The sequence below is a fragment of the Leptolyngbya sp. NK1-12 genome (assembly GCF_032598965.1).
GTDB lineage: Bacteria > Cyanobacteriota > Cyanobacteriia > Elainellales > Elainellaceae > Elainella.
The window spans coordinates 3978313-3998898 of the sequence record NZ_CP053586.1; the positions used below are offsets into that span (position 1 = coordinate 3978313).

Here is a 20586-nt window from a genome sequence, read left to right on the forward strand (position 1 = left end):
GGGCATTAACTCAAAACTTCTCTCAATATCGAATCCGTGGATCGATATAGGCGTTGAGAATATCAATCAAAATGCTAGCCAAGGCCACAATCACTGAGAAAAACACCATAATGCCCTGTACTACCGGGTAGTCGCGCAGAGAAATAGCGCTGTAAAGTCGATTTGCGAGACCTGGCCAGGAGAATGTCACTTCAGTGAGAATCGCGCCGCCCAACAGTGAGGCAAAGGTTAAGCCAAGCACGGTAATTACCGGAATCAAGGCATTCTTAAGGGCATGGGCAACCACAATGCGGGATTCAGGGATGCCCCGTGCTCGCGCTGCTTCGACATAGTCTGCCTTTAACGTCTGCTTCAGGTTCACCCGCACCATGCGTTCAAAGATACCGCTGAGCAGGAGGCCGAGGGTGAGGCTAGGCAGGGCCAAGTAGTACAAACTGGTAAAAAACTGCTCGAAATTGGCGTGCAGCAGACTGTCAACTACATACAGGCCAGTCGGCCCTTGAGGCGCAGCCATCCTGAGCGGATACCGAGTGCCTAGCGGGAACCAGCGCAACTGAACTGCAAATACCAACTGCAACAACATGCCAAACCAGTACATCGGGACGGCGTAGGTAAAGATACCAAACAAACGTCCTCCCACATCAATTGGCGTATTCGGCTTAGAGGCCGCCAACGCACCAACGCTTACTCCCACTACTACAGACACCAGCATGCTGAAGATGGCTAGCTCCATTGTGGCCGGAAAATGCTGCTGAATGATTTCCCAAACCGATTGGCCTTGGCTAGCGAGCGAAGTGCCCAGATCAAACCGCAGCAAACTGCCCATGTAGCGGAGATACTGCAACCATAGGGGCGCATCTAGCCCTAGACTAGCCCGCAGTTCTGCCTTGGCACTTTCGGGGGCGCGGGGGCCTAGCAGCGAGTCGATCGGATCGCCTGGGGTGGCCCGTAGCAGCAGAAAAATCACCGTCGTGATGGTCCAAATCATCAGCGGAGCTAGCAGCAGCCGGGACAGAACGTAGTATTGGAGTGCTCTGGAACGAGACATGGAGAAAGGGAATGAGTCGTTTGTACTGAAAATTAACCTGAAACCCAATTGAAACACAAAAGACTGAGCAGAATTTCCACTCAGTCCTTGATCGTTAGATCTTCAAATGTATGTAATCTATCCCAAAACGGGTTCTACTCGCGGTTGACTGCGATCAAAAGCCGCAGAATGAAGACGAACAGGTTGATGTAGGTGAGGTACATCGACAGCGCAGCCGGAAGATACTGATCATCTCGGTAGGCACGCGGCAACACAAAGAAATCAACCACAGCAGCACCGGCAAACAACATGACTCCAAGCCCAGAAATCGCGATTTCTAACCAGGTTGGAGTAAAAACGCCAAACAAGCTAAACAGCAGTTGCAGCACCAAGACAACCAGGAGGGCAATAATCCCAATCTGAATCGTTTTGCCGAATGCTAAGCCATCCTGCTCTGATAGGTTGGAACCAATCTGACGTGCCACAATGAACGTCGCACCACAGCCAAGGGCCGCAATGCCGATACCGGCCACACCCACGCCTTGAGTCCCCAGCGCCACCTGCACAATGCCGCTCAGGGTATATCCGGTTAGCAAACTGTAGGTTGCCAGCAGGGGTAAGGCGGTGCTGTTATTGCCCTTTTCGGCAACTCCCCTGGCCACAAAAAACAAAATTAACTGAAGGACCAGCGCCCCAATGAATGTCGGCATAAACAGTGCCGGATTCGCTTGAATCACCCTCAAGCCGCCGTAGATACCAACCGCTGTGAGAATCAGACCACCGCCGAGATAGGGCAGCGCGTTGGAAATTACATTGGGGCCGATCAGGGCTTGTCCCTGTGCCTGACGAATGGCACTCCGAAAGTTACTGGAATTGCTCATAGATAGTTCCTTGTTAACAAACTTGTTAACTGACAGTCCCGTTTGCTGAATCACTATGCGGATCGGGTTCTGACTCGATTTTAGGTGATCTATCCCGAAACGAGTGCCAATCTTTGCGTGTGAAACGCCGCTGTCTGCTCAAAGATCCCGTAGTGGCTCAGTAAGTGGTCAGTATTTCTGCTGATCCTACCGAGGCAGCCTCCGTTCATTCCCGTGGAATAACGATGGTTTGCTATCTCTTCTCTGCCGACAATGAGCCTAAATCCGATACAAGGTGGTTCATTCAAATGACGGCTACTCAATCTTCTCTTCGTTCTAACTGCATGGAATTGTTGATGGCCTATCAGCAAAATCCTTCTGTAGCACTCCGTAACAAACTGGTGCGCATGAATGCTGGCTTGGTTCGTAAGATTGCTCATCGAGTCAGTCATCAGTGTGCCGAACCTTACGAAGACCTGGAACAAATTGGCTATCTCGGTTTGATCCGGGCAATCGAACGGTTTAATCCTAGTCAAGGTTGTGCCTTTAGCTCGTTTGCGGTGCCTTACATTCGGGGTGAAATGCTGCATTTTCTCCGCGACCGGGGTAGTTCTATTAAGGTGCCCAGACGCTGGCAAGATCTACAAAAAGAAGGTCAGAAAGTTCGGGTAACTTTAGCTAAGAAACTGGGCTATCAGCCAAACGACACAGAAATTGCTGAAGCACTGGGAATTTCTGCTTATGAGTGGCGCGAAATCAAGCTAGCCGTTAAGAATCGTTTACCTCTCAGCCTAGATGCTACCGTTTGCCAGCAGGTTGATTCTTCGATTACGTTGGGTGAAACTCTGCCCGATGCTCGCTATCAGGCGCTCCAGCGGCTAGAAGAAGACCGGCAACAGCTCCAGCGTGCCCTGAGCCAATTAGAAGATAAGACCAGAGCTGCGATCGAATTTGTCTTCTTCAATGAACTGTCTCGCAAAGAAGTGGCCGAGCGGATTGGCGTCAGCCCCATGACCGTAACTCGCCGGATTCAGCGAGGTTTAGAGCAAATGATGGTGTTTTTGCAACCGCAGACGCTCCAGACCGATCCCTAAGCATCGTCCAGTCTTAACTTTAGAAAAACCTAACTTAAACTGTCACCCGTCGTTGAACGTTGGTCAGCCTCGAAGCAAATTGCAATGACGGATAGCAGGTGACAGCCCAATCCCTAAATCTGTATTGCCTCAAGGATTGAGGATTATTCAAGCTTTCAAGTCAGTTTGCCCCTACCTCACCAGTGTTTCCAAGCTTCAGCCACAGCCCCAACTACGACTAGGCAAAAGATGAAAACCACTAGGCGTAGCAGGAACTGTGCTACTGTCGCAACCAGAAAGGCAATTACCTCGAATGCCCCAAGACCAGCCAATACAATACAAATGACTGCAAAGCAAAGCCAGCTCAGCAAATAATATTTGAGTACATTTCCTGCAAACTTTAGCAACGGACTATACTCGGGTGGTCTTCCCATCATGATCAGCGCCCTCAGGATGCGGTTGGCGTCACGAGTAAGGTAATTCCGCGTATTCCAATGATGCTCACAGGTTCACCAACAGAGACTACTGTCGTTGGCTCCGGCCGATACAGTTGGGCAGACCAGTAGGTTCCTTTGTACTTGACTCGCCCATTCTGACCATAGGCAATCGGTCGATCTGTAATTCCCAAGGCAGGCTCAGGCAGCAGTTGGGAATTAGAAGGAAGGAATAGACTACTCATAATCATCGCACCTACCTCGAATGAAAAACTGATTGGATGTTTGGATGTCGAATTTGCCTTCCCCAAGGAAGGCATTTGACTATGTGAAGTATTTCAATCCGCACTCTCACTCAAGTGAGAAAATTGTTTTTGGCAACGCCTTACTGCCTACCTTCAATCAAAAGGCAGCACTCCCATCGTCGCTGCCATAGCAAAATTAATAAAAAATTCGCCAAGAAAACCTATTGATCTCACATGGTCTCACACCACATTGCCATTCATTCTGTTCTGGCTGTTCTGGCTTAGTGCATTGGCGCAGGTTCTGTCTGACAACCGCCTTTACCTGAATGGAAACTTGGATGGAATGGGTTACGTCATAACCATATCTCACTTTTGTGAGAATATCAACCAAATTGTGAGAAAGAGACAATTTTACTATAGCACTTTGTTTTCAGCCAATGGTCAAACCAGGAGGCAAAAACGGTTTGCAGCCTTGAGAATAATCTGATTGAATTATCTACTGGCAGGTCAGACTTCACGGAAGATTCATCCAGAAATCTCACAACACGCACTATCGTAGAGAAAGTTGTGAATCACATAAGTGATTTGTGCTAGAAAAGAGTATCAGCCTTGAACTGAACCTTTAGCAATGCGAGCTAGTTGCAGTGATCCCCCAAGACGCCTTAAGAACGCTCGTTAGTCGCCGTGGTGTTTCAGATACGGAGTTTCAAGTCCTGCACCTTGCCCTAGAAGGCAACTCTATGGCTGATATTGCTGTGGCGTTGGAAATTGACGCCGCCGCTGCTCGAAAACGATTGGGTGAGGTCTACCGCAAGTTTAATATTCTCGGCAGGGGGCCGGGCAAGCTAGCTAGGCTTCTACAGGTATTGATGTCCCAATATCAGCAGCAGTACCCGTCTCAATTGCAGGCTGAACCAGCCGAAGATCCAAAAGATCTATCAAGGTCAGTATCTGCACCCAAATCCACGAAACAGACCACAAAATGGGCAGATACACCGGAGATGGTGTTTGAAAGCCTTGCCGAGGTTGATGCTTTCTATGGCCGCAGTCGGGAATTGGATCAGCTAGAAGCCTGGGTTGTTAAGGAGCGCTGTCGCTTAGTGGAGGTGCTAGGCAGTGGTGGAATTGGCAAAACAAGTTTGGTGGCGGAACTCGTCAAGCGAGTCAAAGACCAATTTGAGCAGGTGGTTTGGTGCTCGCTCAGTCACACCCCGCCTCCGAACGAAATTCTGGCAGAATTACTGCAAAAACTTGGCGATGGGCAGGTTGATAGACTCTCTGAAAACCTAGACGAGCGCATGGTGCAGCTGCTTGGCTATTTGCAACGCCATCGCTGTTTGTTGATCCTAGATGGTATCGAGCACACGTTGCGGCGCGATGCTTTGGCCGGTACTTATCAGGAGGGCTATCAGGACTATGGCACATTGTTGCGACTCGTTGCTAAAACCGAGCATCAGAGCTGTTTGGTAGCTACCAGCAGCGAAAAAACTCAAGAATTTACCGAACTCGAAGGCAGAAAAGTCCGAGCCTTTCACCTGCAAGGATTAACAGCCATTGAAGCCCGCGACTTTTTCAAGGAAAGGGGGCTTTTTGCGGAGTCAGACCAGGCTTGGTCCACCATTAACCAGCTCTATGGCGGCAATCCTCTGGCGCTCAAGATTGCTTCAGTCACAATCCAAGAAGTGTTTGGCGGCAGTTTAACCGAATTTTTGAACCAGGGAACTGCCGTATTTGGCGATATTTCGAATCTGCTTCGGCAGCAGTTTGAGCGGCTTTCTCGCTTAGAACGGCACATCATGTATTGGCTAGCCCTGAGTGCAGAACCAACCTCGCTGACCGAATTACGCAATGACATGGTGCCGCCCGTAGCTCAACCCAGATTGCTAGAAGCGTTGGAATCTCTAAGTCGCCGCTCATTGGTCGAACGGGATAAAGCCTTATTTTCGCTTCAGCCGGTCGTGATGGAATATGTGGCGAATCGTTTGATTGAGCGTGTTTATGAAGAAATCAGCTCTGGAAAAATCAAGCTACTCAACAGTCACGCCTTGATCAAGGCCGAGGCAAAAGACTACATCCGCGAGCGGCAAATTGGGCTGATTTTAAAGCCCTTGATTGAACGCTTAGCCACTAATTTCGCCAACGAGGTAGCCGTTCAACAGCGCCTTTTGCAGTTGGTGGCCGAACAGCAGCAGGCTCCACTCAAACCGGGCTATATGGCGGGCAATCTGCTGAACCTCATGGGACAAATGCGTCTGGACCTAAGCGACTGCGATTTCTCTCGACTGACGGTGCGACAAGCCTATCTCAAGGATATGGAGCTGCATCGCGTCAACTTTACGCGAGCCGATCTAGCCCAATCGGTTTTCGCCGAAAAGTTGGGCAGCATTCTGTCGCTGGCGTTTAGTCCAGATGGCAAACGGTTGGCCACTGGCGACACTGATAATCAAATCCGCATTTGGAATTTAGTCACAGGCGAACAGATCGCCACCTGGCAAGGGCACGAGGACTGGGTGCGGTCGGTAGCCTTCAGTCCCGATGGGCAAACGCTCGCGAGCGGCAGTGAAGACAAAACGATTCGCTTGTGGAATGTGGCGACTGGGCAGTGTAACCGAATTCTGGAAAACCATACGAGCTGGGTGCGTTCAGTCGCCTTTAGTCCCGATGGGCAGCTTCTAGCCAGTGGTAGTGATGACCACACGGTGCGGATTTGGCAGGTTGCGACAGGTGAATGCATCCACAAACTGACAGAGCATACCAACGTGGTACGTTCGGTGGCCTTTAGTCCCGATGGGCAGCTTCTAGCCAGCGGTAGCAGTGACCACACAATTTGTCTCTGGGATGTGAGGCAAGGAAACTGTATACGAGTGCTGAAGCAGCATCTGCGTGGCGTGCGTTCGGTGGCTTTCAGTCCTGATGGACAAACCCTCGCTAGCGGCAGTAGTGACCATACAATTTGCCTCTGGACTCTAGAGACTGGGAAATGCTGGCGCACCTTAAAAGGGCATCGCGGCTGGGTTTGGTCAGTAGTTTTTAGTCCAAATGGTCAGGTTTTGGCCAGCGGCAGTGAAGATCAAACCGTGCGGCTCTGGCAGGTGGAAACGGGTGAACTGCTGAAGACTCTGCATGGGCATACAAGCTGGGTGCGCTCGGTCAAATTCAGTCCCGATGGGCAGCTTCTAGCCAGCGGTAGCGATGATCAAACCGTGAAACTATGGGATGTGAAGAACGGGCAACGGCTGAAAACCCTACAGGGCTATGCTCGTGGCATTCGCTCGGTGGCCTTTAGTCCGGACGGGCAAACCCTGGCCAGCGGTAGCGAGGATCAAACAGTTCGAATTTGGAATATAGCGACCGAACAGTGCCTAATTGAGTTATCGGAGCATAAGAGCCGCGTTTGGTCGGTGGCCTTTAGTCCCGATGGCCGCCTGCTTGCCAGCGGCAGTGAGGACTGCACAATTCGCCTCTGGCATATGGGCACTGGGGAATGCTTGAAGATTTTCTCTGGGCATGGGGATGGTGTGCATTCAGTGGCTTTTAGCCCGGATGGGCAAATACTCGCCAGCGGCAGCAGCGACAGAACAGTTCGGCTCTGGCAAGTCATGACCGGGCAATGTCTAGCAATTCTATCTGGACACACCGACTGGGTTTGGTCGGTTACCTTTAGCCCGGATGGCAACACCCTCGCCAGCGGCAGTAGCGACCTGACAGTCAAACTGTGGGATGTGCGTACCTATCAGTGTTTGAATACGTTGAAAGGACATACCCACTGGATTCGGTCAGTCGCTTTTAGCCCCGATGGCAAGACACTGGCCAGCAGCAGTGTCGGTCGAATGGTGCGGCTGTGGGACGTGAAAAGCGGCAAAAATCTCAGCACACTGGATGGTTTTAAGAATGGAATCCGCTCGGTGGCCTTTAGTCGAGATAGCCGCATTTTGGCGAGCGGCAGCGATGATCGGGTGGTGCGGCTGTGGGATGTAAAGTCAGGTCAGTGCTTACAGGCTCTCGAAGGTCACGCAGATCGGGTGCGGTCGGTGGCGTTTAGTTTGGATGGCAAGCTTCTAGCCAGCGGCAGCAACGATGAGGCGATCAAACTCTGGCAGGTAGAAACCGGCAAGGAGCTAAAAACCCTGCGGCTACCCAGACTTTACGAAGGCATGAACATTACTGGCGCTCTGAACCTATCGCCAACTCAGAGAAGTACGCTGATCGCCCTAGGCGCGATCGACGAGTACTTAACCTGTTGCTGAGTGCTGGAGCTTGCTAGCCCGTGATATCCCGTAAGGCTCCTTTGGTCATGGCTGCGATTGCCTGATCGGTGGCTTTGGGCAAGTGATAGTATTTGCCACCCGCGTGTTTAGCGATTTCTTTAGCGAATCCGGTCGAGACAAATTTGTTTTCAGTATCGATGACCAAAAGCTGGAATCCAGTCAGGCGAATCTTGTCGGCTAGATCCAGCAGTTCGGCTTTGATATCCGGTTTTTCGCCATCCGGTAAGGGTTCACCCAGGGAACGAGCCAGCGGAATATTGCCACGACCGTCCGTAATCGCCACAATCACGACCTGACCAATATCGCCGGATTGTTTGGCGTTCATACCTACCCGGACGGCTTGGGTTAATCCATGGGCCAAGGGAGAGCCACCACCACAGGGCATGCGTTCTAGGCGACGGCGGGCAGCAGTAATCGAGCGGGTAGGAGGCAACAGCACCTCGGCCTGTTCCCCCCGAAACGGAATGAGGGCCACCTGATCGCGATTCTCGTAGGCTTCGGTCAGTAAGCGTAAAACAGCACCCTTCGCGGACTGCATTCGGTTCAATGCCATCGAGCCAGAGGCATCTACTACAAAGACAATCAGCGCTCCGGCCTTGCGGGCCAACCGTTTTGCTCGCAGATCGCCTTGTTCCACAAACACCCGCTTACGCGACGCTGGATGGGTTTGCTCATAGCGCTGCCGCCGCACTTTTTGATAGGGAGCGGCTGACCGTAAGGTTGCATCTACCGCAATTCGCCGCACCGTACCTCTCGGTAAGACGGGCTTAATGTAGCGGCCCCGATCTTCCGAAAAGATGGTACTACGAGAACCGGATTTGCCTTGTCGGCTCGCCATTTGGGCAAAGTAGAGCACCGATGGGTCCAGCAGCACACCTTCTGGGTCGAAAATGAATTCTTCTGGAATGCTGGGCGGTTCTTCGGGTGGCTCATCTTCTGGCTCATCGGGTTCGTCTTCGTCCTGATCCTGCTCCGACTCCTGCTGGTCTTGCGGCGGCGGTGGCGGTTGGGGCGGCATTTCTTCTGGAGGTGTCTGCACGATCGTGGATCGGGGTACAATCACCAACTCAACGGCTCGTCGCAAATCCTCAGCGTTTACGGCGGTACGTCCGTCAAGAGCAGCATGGGCTTTAGCAACCCGGAGGGCAAACAGTTCGGCCCGATGGCCCTGCACCCCACCCCGAATCGCTTCATTAACCAAGTAGGCAATCTGTTCGGGCTGGACTTGCACATCCTTGAGCCATTCTCGTGCCAAGACGATCTGAGTTTTCAAACCGTCGATGTCCTCTGCGTACTGTTGCAAGAAGGCTTGCGGCGATTCCGCAAACTGCGTGGCCTGATCCACTGCCTCAACTCGCTGATCCAATCCCAGCACGGCATCGGCAGAGAGGACAATCGCAATCCGGTCGAGCAAATGTTCGCGCAGATCGCCTTCTTCCGGATTGTAGGTGGCAATCAGCAGTGGCCTACAGGGATGTTGAAAGCTGATACCTTCCCGCTCGATTTGGTTACGGCCTTCGCTCAGAGTAGTCAGCAGCAGGTTTGCAATCTGGTCGTCGAGCAGGTTGATTTCATCCACATACAGCACCCCTCGATGGGCTTCGGCCAGCAATCCGGGCTGAAATACCGTTTCGCCGCGCTTAATCGACTGCGCCACATCCACTGATCCCAGCAGTCGGTCTTCGGTCACACCCAGAGGAACCTGAATAAATGGGGCGGGAATGATCTCGGTTGGCAGCCCTGAGAAATTCAACTCACTAGCGAATCTGGCGATTGTTTCGTCGTCCCATTCGTTGGGCTGGGTCGGGTCACAGTTACAGCAGGAGCCTTTTACCACTTCAATCGGCGGCAGCAGCGCATGGATTGCCCGGGCCATGACCGATTTGGCTGTACCGCGCCGTCCGGCAATCACCACACCTCCGAGTGCTGGATCAATCGCGGCCAACAGCAAGGCGAGCTTAATTGCTTCCTGCCCCACGACAGCCGTGAGGGGAAAAGCCGTGATAGCAGGTGAACTGGTGAGCGCAGGCATAAGGGAAATGCAAAAGAGTTCAGTCTTTCAGCATACCAAGAAAGCTTGCCGTGCATGGTGTTCAAATTTCAGCCAAAGCCATCTTGCCTACAGCATCGACAGTTCACCGACCACTTCTAGGCGTTTATAATCACCCAGGGTCATGAAGATTTCGGTCAGACGTTCCTCTAAGGCAGGCGTGATCCAGCCCATTTGCTTGAGCAGATAGATAGCCGCCGCGTGCTTGGCGCGTTTGGCTCCATCGACCGCTTTGATTGCTAACCCTAGCCCCTCGCCGATGCGCCCAATGCACTGAATGCCTTCTGCACCGGCTTTGCTGACTAGTTCTCCTTCTGAGAGACGCATCAGTTCGGTATCAAACTGGCCATTGCCCGAAATCAGACTGGGATGGTGCGTCATGGCCCTAACGATCCGCTCCATGTCGAGATTGTCACCCGAAGCAAGACGGGCGTAGAGCGTCGCCATTTGGGCTAACTGCATAAAGTAGGTGGGAGCACCACAATCATCATGGGCACTAATAAATTCGGCGGGCGGCATCCGCAGCAGTTCGGCCACCTTTGTCAAGATAAGCTGCTGTACCGGATGATTGCGCTGTAGATAGGTACTCAACGGGAAATTGCGCTGACGACACACAGCCAGCATACCTGCATGTTTGCCAGAACAGTTGTGTTCTAGCGGGCTGCGCTTGCCAGCAGGAATCGGACACTGTAAAGCCGAAGGTGGAATGTCACAGCGCCAGAGGATATTAAAGGCTTGTCGAGCTTGGGCTACTGTACCCTGATGGGAGGCACACATAATTGCCAAATCTCGATCGTTGAGACCATAGCGCTCCAGCGTGCCGGTTGTAGTGACAGCAAGCGCCTGAAACGGCTTCAGAGCAGACCGAACAAACGTGGCGGCTTCAGCACTGCCTGCAACTGACAGCGTCCGGCCTCGGTTATCTGCAACAACAGCCTGAACCCGATGAACTGATTCAACAATGCCTTCTCGTAGGAGCCGGACTTCTAACTCTGCCGATTGTGTACGTTTTCCCCTAGTCATGGCTATGACTTTGCCACACTCCGGGCGCAGACGCAAGCAGTTGATCCAAAAATTCCACAGGCATAGAAAAATTGATAATTGTTGATAATTAGAATCACAAAAAAATCCAAATCATGCCGTCAGCCAGCAATAGCGACGCGATCACAATAAAGGTTAACTGCAACCGCCGCAGCAATGAGCGAATTTGGTAAGTAACAATCAGCCGGTCGCGTTGCAGCACTTCTTCCGGCTTTTGCCAAACCTGCCCATCGTACCAGCCCGATTCCTCATAAAATACCGTTGGTTGCAGCAGGCGATTACAGACATAGATCCAGCCCAGGTAGAGCCGGATCAACGCCAGTAGCGGCAGCACCATTGCTCCTGCGGCTCCACTCAAGAAAAATTGCAGCGGATATTTCGCTGGGGGAAAGCTGACTGCGGCAACCGGAGCGGCCAACAGCCAGCCTACGACCCAGAGAATCACAATCGGCTTCAAGTAGCTACCCAACTCCACCGTGGCCCACCGAAAAAACCAGGATTCCTTTAGCTCCTGATACTCATTGATGGGCTGTTGCTCCGCCGGAACCGGACAGACAGGCGCAGAAGAATTCATGGCTCAAGAAAACAAATGGGGCTGCACTCGTTTCTTTAATTTAGCGAATCTCTGGCGAACTCGATAGGGCAAACGGCAACTGTTCGGCATGTCCCCAAAATGCCTCTAGGTTATAGAACTCGCGTTCCTTGGGCATGAAGATATGGGCGATCACATCACCGTAGTCGATCAAAACCCAGCTTCCCTCGGTTTGTCCTTCAATTCGCAGCGGCAACTGCTGCCAGTCGGTTTCTACCTTGTCTTCAATCGAGCGAGCAATGGCCCGCACCTGCACATTAGAAAAGCCGGTGACGATGACGAAATAGTCGGCCAGGTAGGACACGTCGGCCACCTTGAGCAGCACAATATTGCCACCTTTGCGATCATCAGCGGCCTGGGCAATCGTCAGTGCTAGTTGACGGCTTTCTGCTTCGGTGCGGGCGGGCTGGAGGGCAGCACTCGAATTGATCGGATTGGGGAAAGATGGGGTTGGAATAGAGTTCATGCAGTACAGATCTTCTCCTTGACTAATCGTTAAAAAAGTTGATGAACAGCGTAACCAAACTTCGGACTATTCACGTTTAGGTGCATCGGTTAACTCCTCCTTCAAACAAAACTCAACTCGCTGAAGCCTCTGCCTTTGGGCGCGCTCGCTGCAAAAACCAATTGCGTGTGGCGACGGCACGGGGATGAATCAGGCGATGGTTGGCAATTAACTGATTCAGCGTATGGTTGCAGGTCATCCAAACGGCCTTGTGCAAATCCTGTTGACTCACCTGCCGCAGGATGTCTAGCTCAGGTGTGCTGCCCCGTCCCGGCTCTAGACTGTCGGCCAAAAACACAACGCAGCTCAGGTGATCCATCCCCGGTCGGCCCAAGGTATGGTTGGCAATGGCTGTCAAAACTTCCGGATCGCGAATACCAAACTCGTCGCGGGCTACCACCGCACTGACATCGGCATGCAGCAAATGGGGATTCAACTCATCCACCGGATCGGTAATTAGCGCCTCAGCGCGGGCGATTTCCAGCAGAACTTGTGGTTTGAAATACTTGGCTAAGTCGTGCATCAACCCAGCTTGGGCTGCTTTGCTCACTTCCACTCCATGCCTGCGAGCTAGCTCAGCTGCCATCTGCTCAACGCGCAGCACATGCTCTACCCGCGACTCAGGCACGTTGCTGGCTAACCAATGCAACACCCGCTGGCGCAATCCGGCAAACTCACCCATGCAGTGTCCTTGCTGCTGCTTCAGGTAAACGCTGAATCATTAAGGTCTTGATCTCAAAGAACTGGGAAAAAAGCAGAACTTCAGGTAAACCTAATTTCAAATTTGGCGTTTCTATCTGGGTGCCTTTATTCTAGATCAACTTTCGCAACCGTCACGGGCGGGTTGCCGAATCAAGCAAATCCGCTAGAGGCAAGCTTAGCCCACAGCTACCATTTTCTCTAGCGCTTGCAGCAGCACCTGTTCGTTAAAGGGCTTAGAGAAGTAGGCCGTGGCACCCAGGCTAAGGGCAAGTTGGCGATGTTTGTCGCTGCTGCGGGTGGTGAGCATGGCAACGGGAATCTGGTCGTAGGCGGGGTTAGCCTTCAGTCGGGCTAGGAAGCCGTAGCCATCCAATCGGGGCATTTCGATGTCGCAAACAATCGCTTGGACGGCAATGTCGCTGGCTAGTTTGTCTAACGCTTCCTGCCCATCCTTGGCCTGGATCACCTGGTAGCCAGCTTTTTCTAGAGTCAGAGCCAGAAACCGCCGCACATTGATCGAATCGTCCACAATCAATACGGTACGCGCAGTGGCAGGCAGCAAATTTGCCTGGAAGGACCGGGGAAAGGTCAGCGCTTGGGGCGGAGTGGCAGGGACAAAAGCAGCATCAGTAGACGCATCAATCTGGGAACGTTGACAGGTGGTTAACCAGCGCAGCAAATCCGGTACGCTAACCAGCGGCACCACTCGCCCATCGCCCAAAATTGTGCCGTGACTGAACCCAGCAGGCAGAGGCGGACCACCTTGAATGGTGCGAATCGCCACCTCCTGTTCACCCCAGCAGCGATCCACTTCTAAGCCCACAATCTGGCTGCCCTGGGACACCAACAAAACGGTAGGTAGGCTGACCACGGCTGTTCCCTCCAGATTATCGAGGGGCCGGGGACCGGAAAATTTCAGCCATTGCTTCAAACGAATCAGCTGCACCATTGTGTCGTGCCAGCTAAAGGCTAGATTGCCGGCTGTGGTAATCACCTGTTCTGGGGCCAGCATCAGCATTTCCTGAATTGTAGTGGTGGGGAAAGCCATCAAAAAGCCATTGCTTTCGGCAATCAGCACCCGCATCACCGACAGCGTAAACGGCACTGAAAGCATAAACGTGGTACCAAGGCCAGCCTGGGTATCGACGCTAATCTCACCCTGCACTTGCCGTAACCGCTGGCGGACCACATCCATACCAATACCGCGACCGGAGAGGGCCGTCACCTGCTCGCTGGTGCTAAAGCCCGGTTCAAAAATCAGTGACAGCAGCTCCTCGTCGCTGGCTGCCGCCAACAGCATTGGATCAAGCCCCATCTGGCGAGCGCGGGCACGAATTTTATCGAGAGGAATACCGCCGCCATCGTCACTTACCGTAATCCAAGTGCGGTTGTTTTGCTGGAAGGCGCGGATGGTGATTCTGCCCTGTTCTGGTTTACCCCAAGCTTGGCGAGTCTCCGGGAGTTCAATGCCGTGATCAAAAGCGTTGCGCACCAGATGCAGCAATGGCTCATTCAAAGCATCGAGGATATGGCGATCGATCAGGGTGTTGGCTCCCTCGACCTGGAACTGCACGGGCTTACCGTATTGCAACGCCAACTCCCGCAGGGCGCGAGGAAAGCGATCCGTAATGTCTGAGAGGGGGCGCATCCGCACTTGGGTCAGGTGAGTTTGCAGATGGCGGGCGGTTTTGTGGAGTTCGCGGGCCGTTTGTTCGGCTTCGTCGAGGCCAAGTTCCAGATCGCTCGCCACTTCCTGAATTTGGACGATGGTTTCCATCACCTCTTGCGAGAGCAAATGTACATCGTCATAACGGTCCAGCTCCAAGGCGTCGAATCGGGATACAAGGCCAGCTTGAGTGAGGCGGGAGTCAGCGACATCGTCCAGTCCCCCAGCCAGTGAAGAGAACAGCAGTGTATTGGTCCCATTCGGTTTTTCAACTGCGACCTGATCGTAGACATCTCGAAGCTGGGTATTGGATTGCTCTAGAGTTTGCAGTCGCTGGGTCAAGGTGCGCATCAAACCTCGCAGCCGCTTCAGGTTGAGGTCAAGGCTGTTGCGCTCGATAGTTAATTCGCCAAACAAGTCATTCAGCCGGTCGAGCTGCTTGATTGAAACGCGGACGGTATTGTCTGAGGCGTCAGGTGCTGGTGAATTCGGCTTTGCTTCTGGACTGGGTTGAAGTTCTGGTCCGCCTGGAGTGATGGGGCTAATCAAGGGTGGCAAAACGTTTGGATCGGTTGGAGCGGTCGTGTGGACAATGGGTTGCGCATCAGGATGCCCAGGGTTGCCATTTGGCTCCTCGATTTCCGGCCTGAGAGCAGCAGTCAGTTCCTCGGTTGGGGATGCCCCCCGGTCAGTTGTCCAACTTTTGCTGGTGAGGTGCTCCACTGTTATCAGTACCTCGGTCGAGTCTGGAGACGGCAGTGAGATTCCAGCCACTGTGAGGCGATTGGGAAGTTCGTTCAGGTGATGGGTAAGAATCAGGGCTTGCGAACGGCGCCAACTTTGTAGGGCTGCCTGGGCAATCTCCCCCAATCGTTCAGGTACGGCGGTTAGGTGCTGCTTGACCGACTCACAGAGCTGTACAAATGCCGTCAATTGAAGCATTTCCCCAATACCGCCCAGTTCTTCAGTGAGGCTATTGACCAGTTCTGTCAAGCCAGGGTCATGGTGAAGCAACGCCTGCTCCAAGCGATTCAAACTGTCTTCGACCTCGGTTTGAAACAGCAGCGGCAGCACATCCTGCCCGTCTTCTGGCGACAAAATCGAGTAGGCATCCTCAGCTTCTGGCTCTCCGAGGCGGTCGTGAAGCTGATCAAATACTGGATTGACCTGTTCGGCCAACCACTGCGGATCGAGGGGCAGGTCCTGCTGGGCGAACTCGCTCACCTGCTGCAACCGCTCCACTGCTACCAGCAGCCAATGGTCTAGGTCGGCATCGACCGTAATCGTATTTCTCTGAATCTTCAGCACCTTGAGGGAATCTTCGAGCCGATGGGCCAGATTACTGAGGATGGGAAACCCCATCATGCCCGCTCCGCCCTTAATTGAGTGGGCCGCTCGCAGCGCCGCATTGATTGTTTCCGTTTCGATCCCCTGAGATAGACTGGCTAACGCTGTTGCCAGCGTGTGGATGTACTCCTGGGCCTCATCGAGAAACTGCCGCTGGATTTCTTGCTCCCGATCCATGTTCTCCATACTCATAGTCCTTCCTGCGTGCTGCGGTTTAATCCCACATCCCTCGAACTGCATTACAGCCGACAATGTTTAACTAGCTGGGTTATGAAGGTTTCGCAACTCAAAACTGAAAACTCAAAACTTAAAACTCAAAACTTGAATGGATGTTTAGCTGACATTGAATGCCTCAACCGACTGCTGCAATTCCTGGGCAATGGCGACCGTCTGCTGAATTGCGGTAGAAACTTGACGTGACGAATCGGAGGTGCGTTCTGCCACTTGTGTCATCTGCTGCATCACCTGGGAAACCGCTTCGGAAGTCGCCACCTGGGAAACCGTAGCCGCCGAAATCGACTGCACCAGTTGGTCGATCTGCCGCGACACCTCCACAATCTCTTGCAAACTGCGCTTGGCTGCTTCAACGAGTCGTGTCCCCTCCACCACCTGCACCGTGCTCTGCTCCATAGATTCGACCACCTGGCTAGTCTCCCGCTGAATTGCCGCCACGACTTTCTCGATTTCTTGCGTCGCCTCGGCAGAGCGAGCGGCCAGATCGCCCACTTCTTCTGCGACCACAGCAAATCCCTGCCCTTCTTCTCCGGCCCGGGCCGCTTCAATGCCTGCGTTAATAGCAAGCAGGTTCGTTTGCAGGGCAATTTGGTTGATCAGCGACACAACGCGGGAAATTTGTTGGGATGATTCACCGAGTCGTTTCACCTTTTTTGCCGTATCCCCAATCGTTTCCCGCAGGCTGAGAATGTTGTGCACTGTTAAATCCATGGCATTGCCGCCGGTTTCTGCCGTCACTGATGCGGTCCGGGCCACTTGAGCGGCCTGTTGAGCACTCTGAGCAACCGCCTGAATCGAGGCAGTCATCTGTTCCACAGCAGTGAGCATCCGCGTCGTTTCTTCGGCCTGCTGCTGGGCTTCGTCGGCCAAGCGCTGTACCGCATCTTCGTTTTGACCGAGGGCAGTATTCACCTGCATTGCTGATTGCTTCACCTGGGTGACAATATGCCGCAGGCTTTCGATAATGGCGTTGAAAAAGTCGGCCACGGTGCCTAGTTCTCCGGCTGTGACTTCGGCCCGCACCGTCAAATCGCCGCCAGCTGCTCCCTCGACATGACCGAGTAAATTCACGATCTGCTGTTGCAATAGCTCTTTTTGCTGCTGCCGCTGTTCGGACAGGGCTTCGGCTTCTAGACGGGCCTGTTCCTTTTGGCTAAATAGATTCGCCTGCTCCAACGCAAACCCCAACTGAATCGCGATTTGCCGCATGAAGCGGATATCAGCCTCCTGCCATTGCCGAGGTGCACTACACTGATGCGCAATCAGCAGCCCCAACAGCTTGCCCTTGACCAGAACTGGCGCGACCAGGTTAGCTTTCACCTGAAAAGCTTCTAACTGATTGATATGGCACTCGGTCAGGTTGGCTTGCCGGATATTGCTGGTGGCTTGGACTCGGCCCTTGCGGTATTTCTCCACATACTTATCTGCAAAACAGGGATCGGCAATTTGGGCACCTAGGGCCGCTAGATAATCATCGGCCACCGATTCGGCTACAATCGTGCCTTCCCAGTTTTGGTTGAATAGGTAGACCACGGTGCGGTCTGCGGCTAAGCTCTGGCGAGTATCTTGCAGGACCGTATTGAAGATTTCCTGCGGTTCCAATGTTTCCCGCATCTTAGACACGGCCTGATTCAGCAACCGCTCGCGCTCGGCAATCATCTGCTGCTGGTGGAGGAGCGTGGCTTGGTTGAGGGCATAGCCCACCTGGGTCGAAAGCTGCTGCATTAATTCCACATCAGCGGGTTGCCAGCGGCGCGGCCCACTGCACTGATGCGCGCACAGCAATCCCAGCAACTGCTCGCCCACCAGAATCGGTGCCACAATGTTCGCCTGCACTTCTAACCGCTCTAGAATTTCGCAATGGCAACGGGACAGGCTGGCTTCAGCCAAATTTTCCACCATCGAGATCCTGCCGCTACGGTAGCGTTCTAGCGAGATTGGATTGAGGGGGTCGTAGATCGTTTTACCTAATGCTTTGATCCAACCTTCGCCTATTGATTCAGCCGCAATTTCACCGCTAGTGAAGTCGGTATTAAAGCGGTAAATTACGACGCGGTCTACTTGGAGCAATGATCGTCCACCTGTAACTGCCGTATTCAGAATCGCTTCAATGTCCTGCGATTGCTGAATCTGTATCATTACAGCTGTGAGTAACCTGGCATGTTCTGTTTCTTGTTGCTGCGAGTCATGCTGTTCTTGCAACAGTGCTTCTGACTGATCAATGCTTTCAGCCAACCGATTAAATGCTAAAGTCAATTCGCCAATCTCATCCTGCGCATATACCTCAGCTCGTACATTTCGATTTCCTTGAATGAACTGAAGCACAATGCTATATAGATTCTCAACTGGCTTCACTAGCGACTTTCCTAACCATTTCGCTAAAAGTAAATTCAGCAATAGTAAAACCGCTCCGACCGCAAGCTGTAATCCCAGAATCAGCTTCAGCAGTTGCAGCAGCGGTGCCTCTGATTTGCCATGTATTAAAACGGCCACCGGATTTCCCTTGCCGTCTGAGATGGCTTTAGCCACTAGCATATGGGGGCGTCCGGCGATTTCTGAACGCTGGCTGACGGGGGTGGAGGTTTCACCAGCTGGTGCGCTGGTCGCAGCTTCGAGTAGGGTGGTATCGGGTAAAGGAACTAAAGCGGTTGATGCTCCTTCAGGCATTTGGCCTCCCGACAGGGTACTGGTGACGAGATCAAACCCATTGGGTTGGCGGGCGTAAATTGCGCTGTAACCCTGATCAAACTCGATTCGGGTTTCAATGCCTCTCTCTTGATTGAGCACATCACCGGCTAACAAAACGGCCAAGACTGCCTGCGTCTCCGGATCGCGCATGGGTACTACAGCATAGCGAATTAATCCATTCTGATTGGCTAACGGCAGCGATTGCTGTGGGCTGACTACAGCAGTTGTCTTTAGTTCTTGGGGATTGGCTAGCACGCGACTTATTAAACCATCTGGATCAAACGCTGTCCCACTCCGTTCAGCATTGGTACTGGCGATGGTGCGTTTATCGGTTCCGACCAGCGTCAGATATTGGATACCGCGAGCTGCCATCACCTGTTTGAGCTGGTCTCTTACGGCGCGCTCCTGCTCTGGTGACAGGGGCCGGCTGGCCTCGTAATCTCTAGCGGCAGCCATTAGAGCTGGGTGACTGGCCTCTGCCCGTATGTTAGCAGCAAGCTGATCGAGTTCTAGCTGATACGCCTGCTCACTCAGACTCAGCTCGGATTGCGCCTGCTGCTTCAGGTACATCCGTCCGGCCCAAATTAATGGTATTGAACTGGCGGCCATTAATCCCACAGTCGAAAATACCTGAGAAGCGATCAGGGCTAGCAGTGCTTTACGCCGAACCGGTAACTGATCTGATCGGCTCAGGCAGTGAAAACGCTCTCGTGAAGCAGGTGGTGATGTTTGAGTTATATCTTCATCTACAGCTTTAGCAAAGTCCTTTAATCGATCTGAATATCCGTTATTGATCCCAGACTGAGCATTAGGAGATTTGCGAAATTGTGTGGTCATAGAAAAGCCTACGGTGATCAAGGAGCGATATTGAAAGCAGATTAGTTTGAGGATCTTATGATTATGCTTGGATTGACTGCGCTGCCTCTAAATTTCTGAATTGAATTCTGCTTAAATTTTTATTCTGAGTGCTGGTTGAGAATTGGCGCTTGCACAATCGCTTCTGCATCTAGTACCAATACAACGTCCTGCTTATCTTCTTGCTGCTGAAGGGCACAGCCTTGCAAATAGGGCAACAACAGTGCACTCATCTGCCCAATTGGAGGTTGAATGGCATCAGCAGCAAATCGGACCATGCCCTCAATCCGCTGCACCGCTAAGCCAAGTTGCACCACACCGACCTGAATCAGCAGCAGACTGTACGACTGCACGGTAGCATCAAGCACCGATAAACCTAGCAGCTGCGCTAAATCCACCACCCACAGCACACGATTGCGTCGATTCGTTAATCCCAACACCGCAGCCGGCATATTGGGCATGGTGGTTAGCCGACGGGCTGGTAAGATAAACGCCTCTTGAATCGAACGTACAGCCATTACCGCCGGAATTTCTGCATCAAGGCGAAACTTGAGATAGGTGGCTTCGGCCTGAGAAGTCGGAATCGCCAGAGTAGCGCGAGTTTCAGTGGACGAGAGATTCAATTGCATGGATTAATTGTTCACGAGTAAAGGGTTTGGTGATGTAAATGGTTGCGCCTTGTTTGAGTCCCCACATTCGATCGATGTCTTGATCTTTGGAACTGCAAACCACAATCGGCACATGTTCTGTTGCAGGATGGCGCTTGAGACTACGGCAAAGTTCAAACCCGCTCATACCGGGCATGACAATGTCAGTCACAATGACATCAGGTTTCTGGGCAATCGCTTTATCTAAAGCGTCTTTAGCATTGTCCACATCAATAACGCGATAGCCACCCTGTTGAAGGTAATGGCTGAGTAGCTGGCGTTCAGAGGGAGTATCCTCCACGACTAAAACAGTGCTCATACGCAGTGCTCTCTGTGAAATAGAATTTTGAAT

14 protein-coding genes are annotated in these 20586 nt (G+C 52.6%); 2 read left to right on the forward strand and 12 right to left on the reverse strand.

Going from position 1 to position 20586, the window contains the following annotated elements; translation table 11 throughout:
• Positions 1 to 22: 22 nt before the first annotated feature.
• Both HJG54_RS16880 and HJG54_RS16885 read right to left on the reverse strand, forming a co-directional pair.
• A complete protein-coding gene (locus HJG54_RS16880; RefSeq protein ID WP_316430135.1) occupies positions 23 to 1048 on the reverse strand; it encodes an ABC transporter permease in 1026 nt (341 codons plus the stop codon).
• A 134-nt stretch (positions 1049 to 1182) separates the two neighbouring features.
• Positions 1183 to 1908, reverse strand: a complete 726-nt coding sequence (locus tag HJG54_RS16885) for a Bax inhibitor-1 family protein (RefSeq protein WP_316430137.1) — start codon at positions 1906 to 1908, stop codon at positions 1183 to 1185.
• A 287-nt stretch (positions 1909 to 2195) separates the two neighbouring features.
• On the opposite strand from HJG54_RS16885, the gene HJG54_RS16890 reads away from it, so the two are divergent.
• The gene (locus HJG54_RS16890; RefSeq protein ID WP_316430138.1) at positions 2196 to 2981 is read left to right on the forward strand and encodes an RNA polymerase sigma factor SigF; all 786 of its coding nucleotides are present in this window, start codon (positions 2196 to 2198) and stop codon (positions 2979 to 2981) included.
• A 427-nt stretch (positions 2982 to 3408) separates the two neighbouring features.
• Here the strand turns inward: HJG54_RS16890 and HJG54_RS16895 are convergent, their stop codons facing one another.
• A complete protein-coding gene (locus HJG54_RS16895; RefSeq protein ID WP_316430139.1) occupies positions 3409 to 3639 on the reverse strand; it encodes an NfeD family protein in 231 nt (76 codons plus the stop codon).
• A gap of 740 nt (positions 3640 to 4379) precedes the next feature.
• On the opposite strand from HJG54_RS16895, the gene HJG54_RS16900 reads away from it, so the two are divergent.
• Positions 4380 to 7886: an NB-ARC domain-containing protein gene (locus tag HJG54_RS16900; protein ID WP_316430140.1), complete on the forward strand. Its 3507-nt coding sequence runs from the start codon at positions 4380 to 4382 to the stop codon at positions 7884 to 7886.
• 13 nt (positions 7887 to 7899) lie between these two features.
• Here HJG54_RS16900 and bchD read toward each other — a convergent pair whose 3' ends face one another.
• The 9 genes from bchD to HJG54_RS16945 form a co-directional block, all read right to left on the reverse strand.
• The gene (bchD, locus tag HJG54_RS16905) at positions 7900 to 9939 is read right to left on the reverse strand and encodes a magnesium chelatase ATPase subunit D (protein ID WP_316430141.1); all 2040 of its coding nucleotides are present in this window, start codon (positions 9937 to 9939) and stop codon (positions 7900 to 7902) included.
• An 87-nt stretch (positions 9940 to 10026) separates the two neighbouring features.
• Positions 10027 to 10980: an asparaginase gene (locus HJG54_RS16910; protein WP_035996663.1), complete on the reverse strand. Its 954-nt coding sequence runs from the start codon at positions 10978 to 10980 to the stop codon at positions 10027 to 10029.
• A 94-nt stretch (positions 10981 to 11074) separates the two neighbouring features.
• Positions 11075 to 11572 carry a CGLD27 family protein gene (locus HJG54_RS16915; RefSeq protein WP_316430142.1) on the reverse strand — a complete coding sequence of 166 codons (498 nt, stop codon included), beginning with the start codon at positions 11570 to 11572 and terminating at the stop codon, positions 11075 to 11077.
• A 40-nt stretch (positions 11573 to 11612) separates the two neighbouring features.
• Complete coding sequence (rsfS, locus tag HJG54_RS16920) at positions 11613 to 12056, reverse strand: ribosome silencing factor (protein ID WP_035996658.1); 444 nt, start codon at positions 12054 to 12056, stop codon at positions 11613 to 11615.
• 112 nt (positions 12057 to 12168) lie between these two features.
• The gene (gene yqeK, locus HJG54_RS16925) at positions 12169 to 12777 is read right to left on the reverse strand and encodes a bis(5'-nucleosyl)-tetraphosphatase (symmetrical) YqeK (RefSeq protein WP_316430143.1); all 609 of its coding nucleotides are present in this window, start codon (positions 12775 to 12777) and stop codon (positions 12169 to 12171) included.
• 195 nt (positions 12778 to 12972) lie between these two features.
• Positions 12973 to 16002: a response regulator gene (locus HJG54_RS16930; protein ID WP_316430144.1), complete on the reverse strand. Its 3030-nt coding sequence runs from the start codon at positions 16000 to 16002 to the stop codon at positions 12973 to 12975.
• A 141-nt stretch (positions 16003 to 16143) separates the two neighbouring features.
• Positions 16144 to 19569: a GAF domain-containing protein gene (locus tag HJG54_RS16935; protein ID WP_316430146.1), complete on the reverse strand. Its 3426-nt coding sequence runs from the start codon at positions 19567 to 19569 to the stop codon at positions 16144 to 16146.
• 119 nt (positions 19570 to 19688) lie between these two features.
• Positions 19689 to 20216, reverse strand: a complete 528-nt coding sequence (locus tag HJG54_RS16940) for a chemotaxis protein CheW (RefSeq protein WP_316430147.1) — start codon at positions 20214 to 20216, stop codon at positions 19689 to 19691.
• Positions 20191 to 20553, reverse strand: a complete 363-nt coding sequence (locus tag HJG54_RS16945; protein WP_316430149.1) for a response regulator — start codon at positions 20551 to 20553, stop codon at positions 20191 to 20193. The genes HJG54_RS16940 and HJG54_RS16945 overlap by 26 nt, the downstream gene beginning before the upstream one ends.
• Between the last annotated feature and the right edge of the window lie 33 nt (positions 20554 to 20586).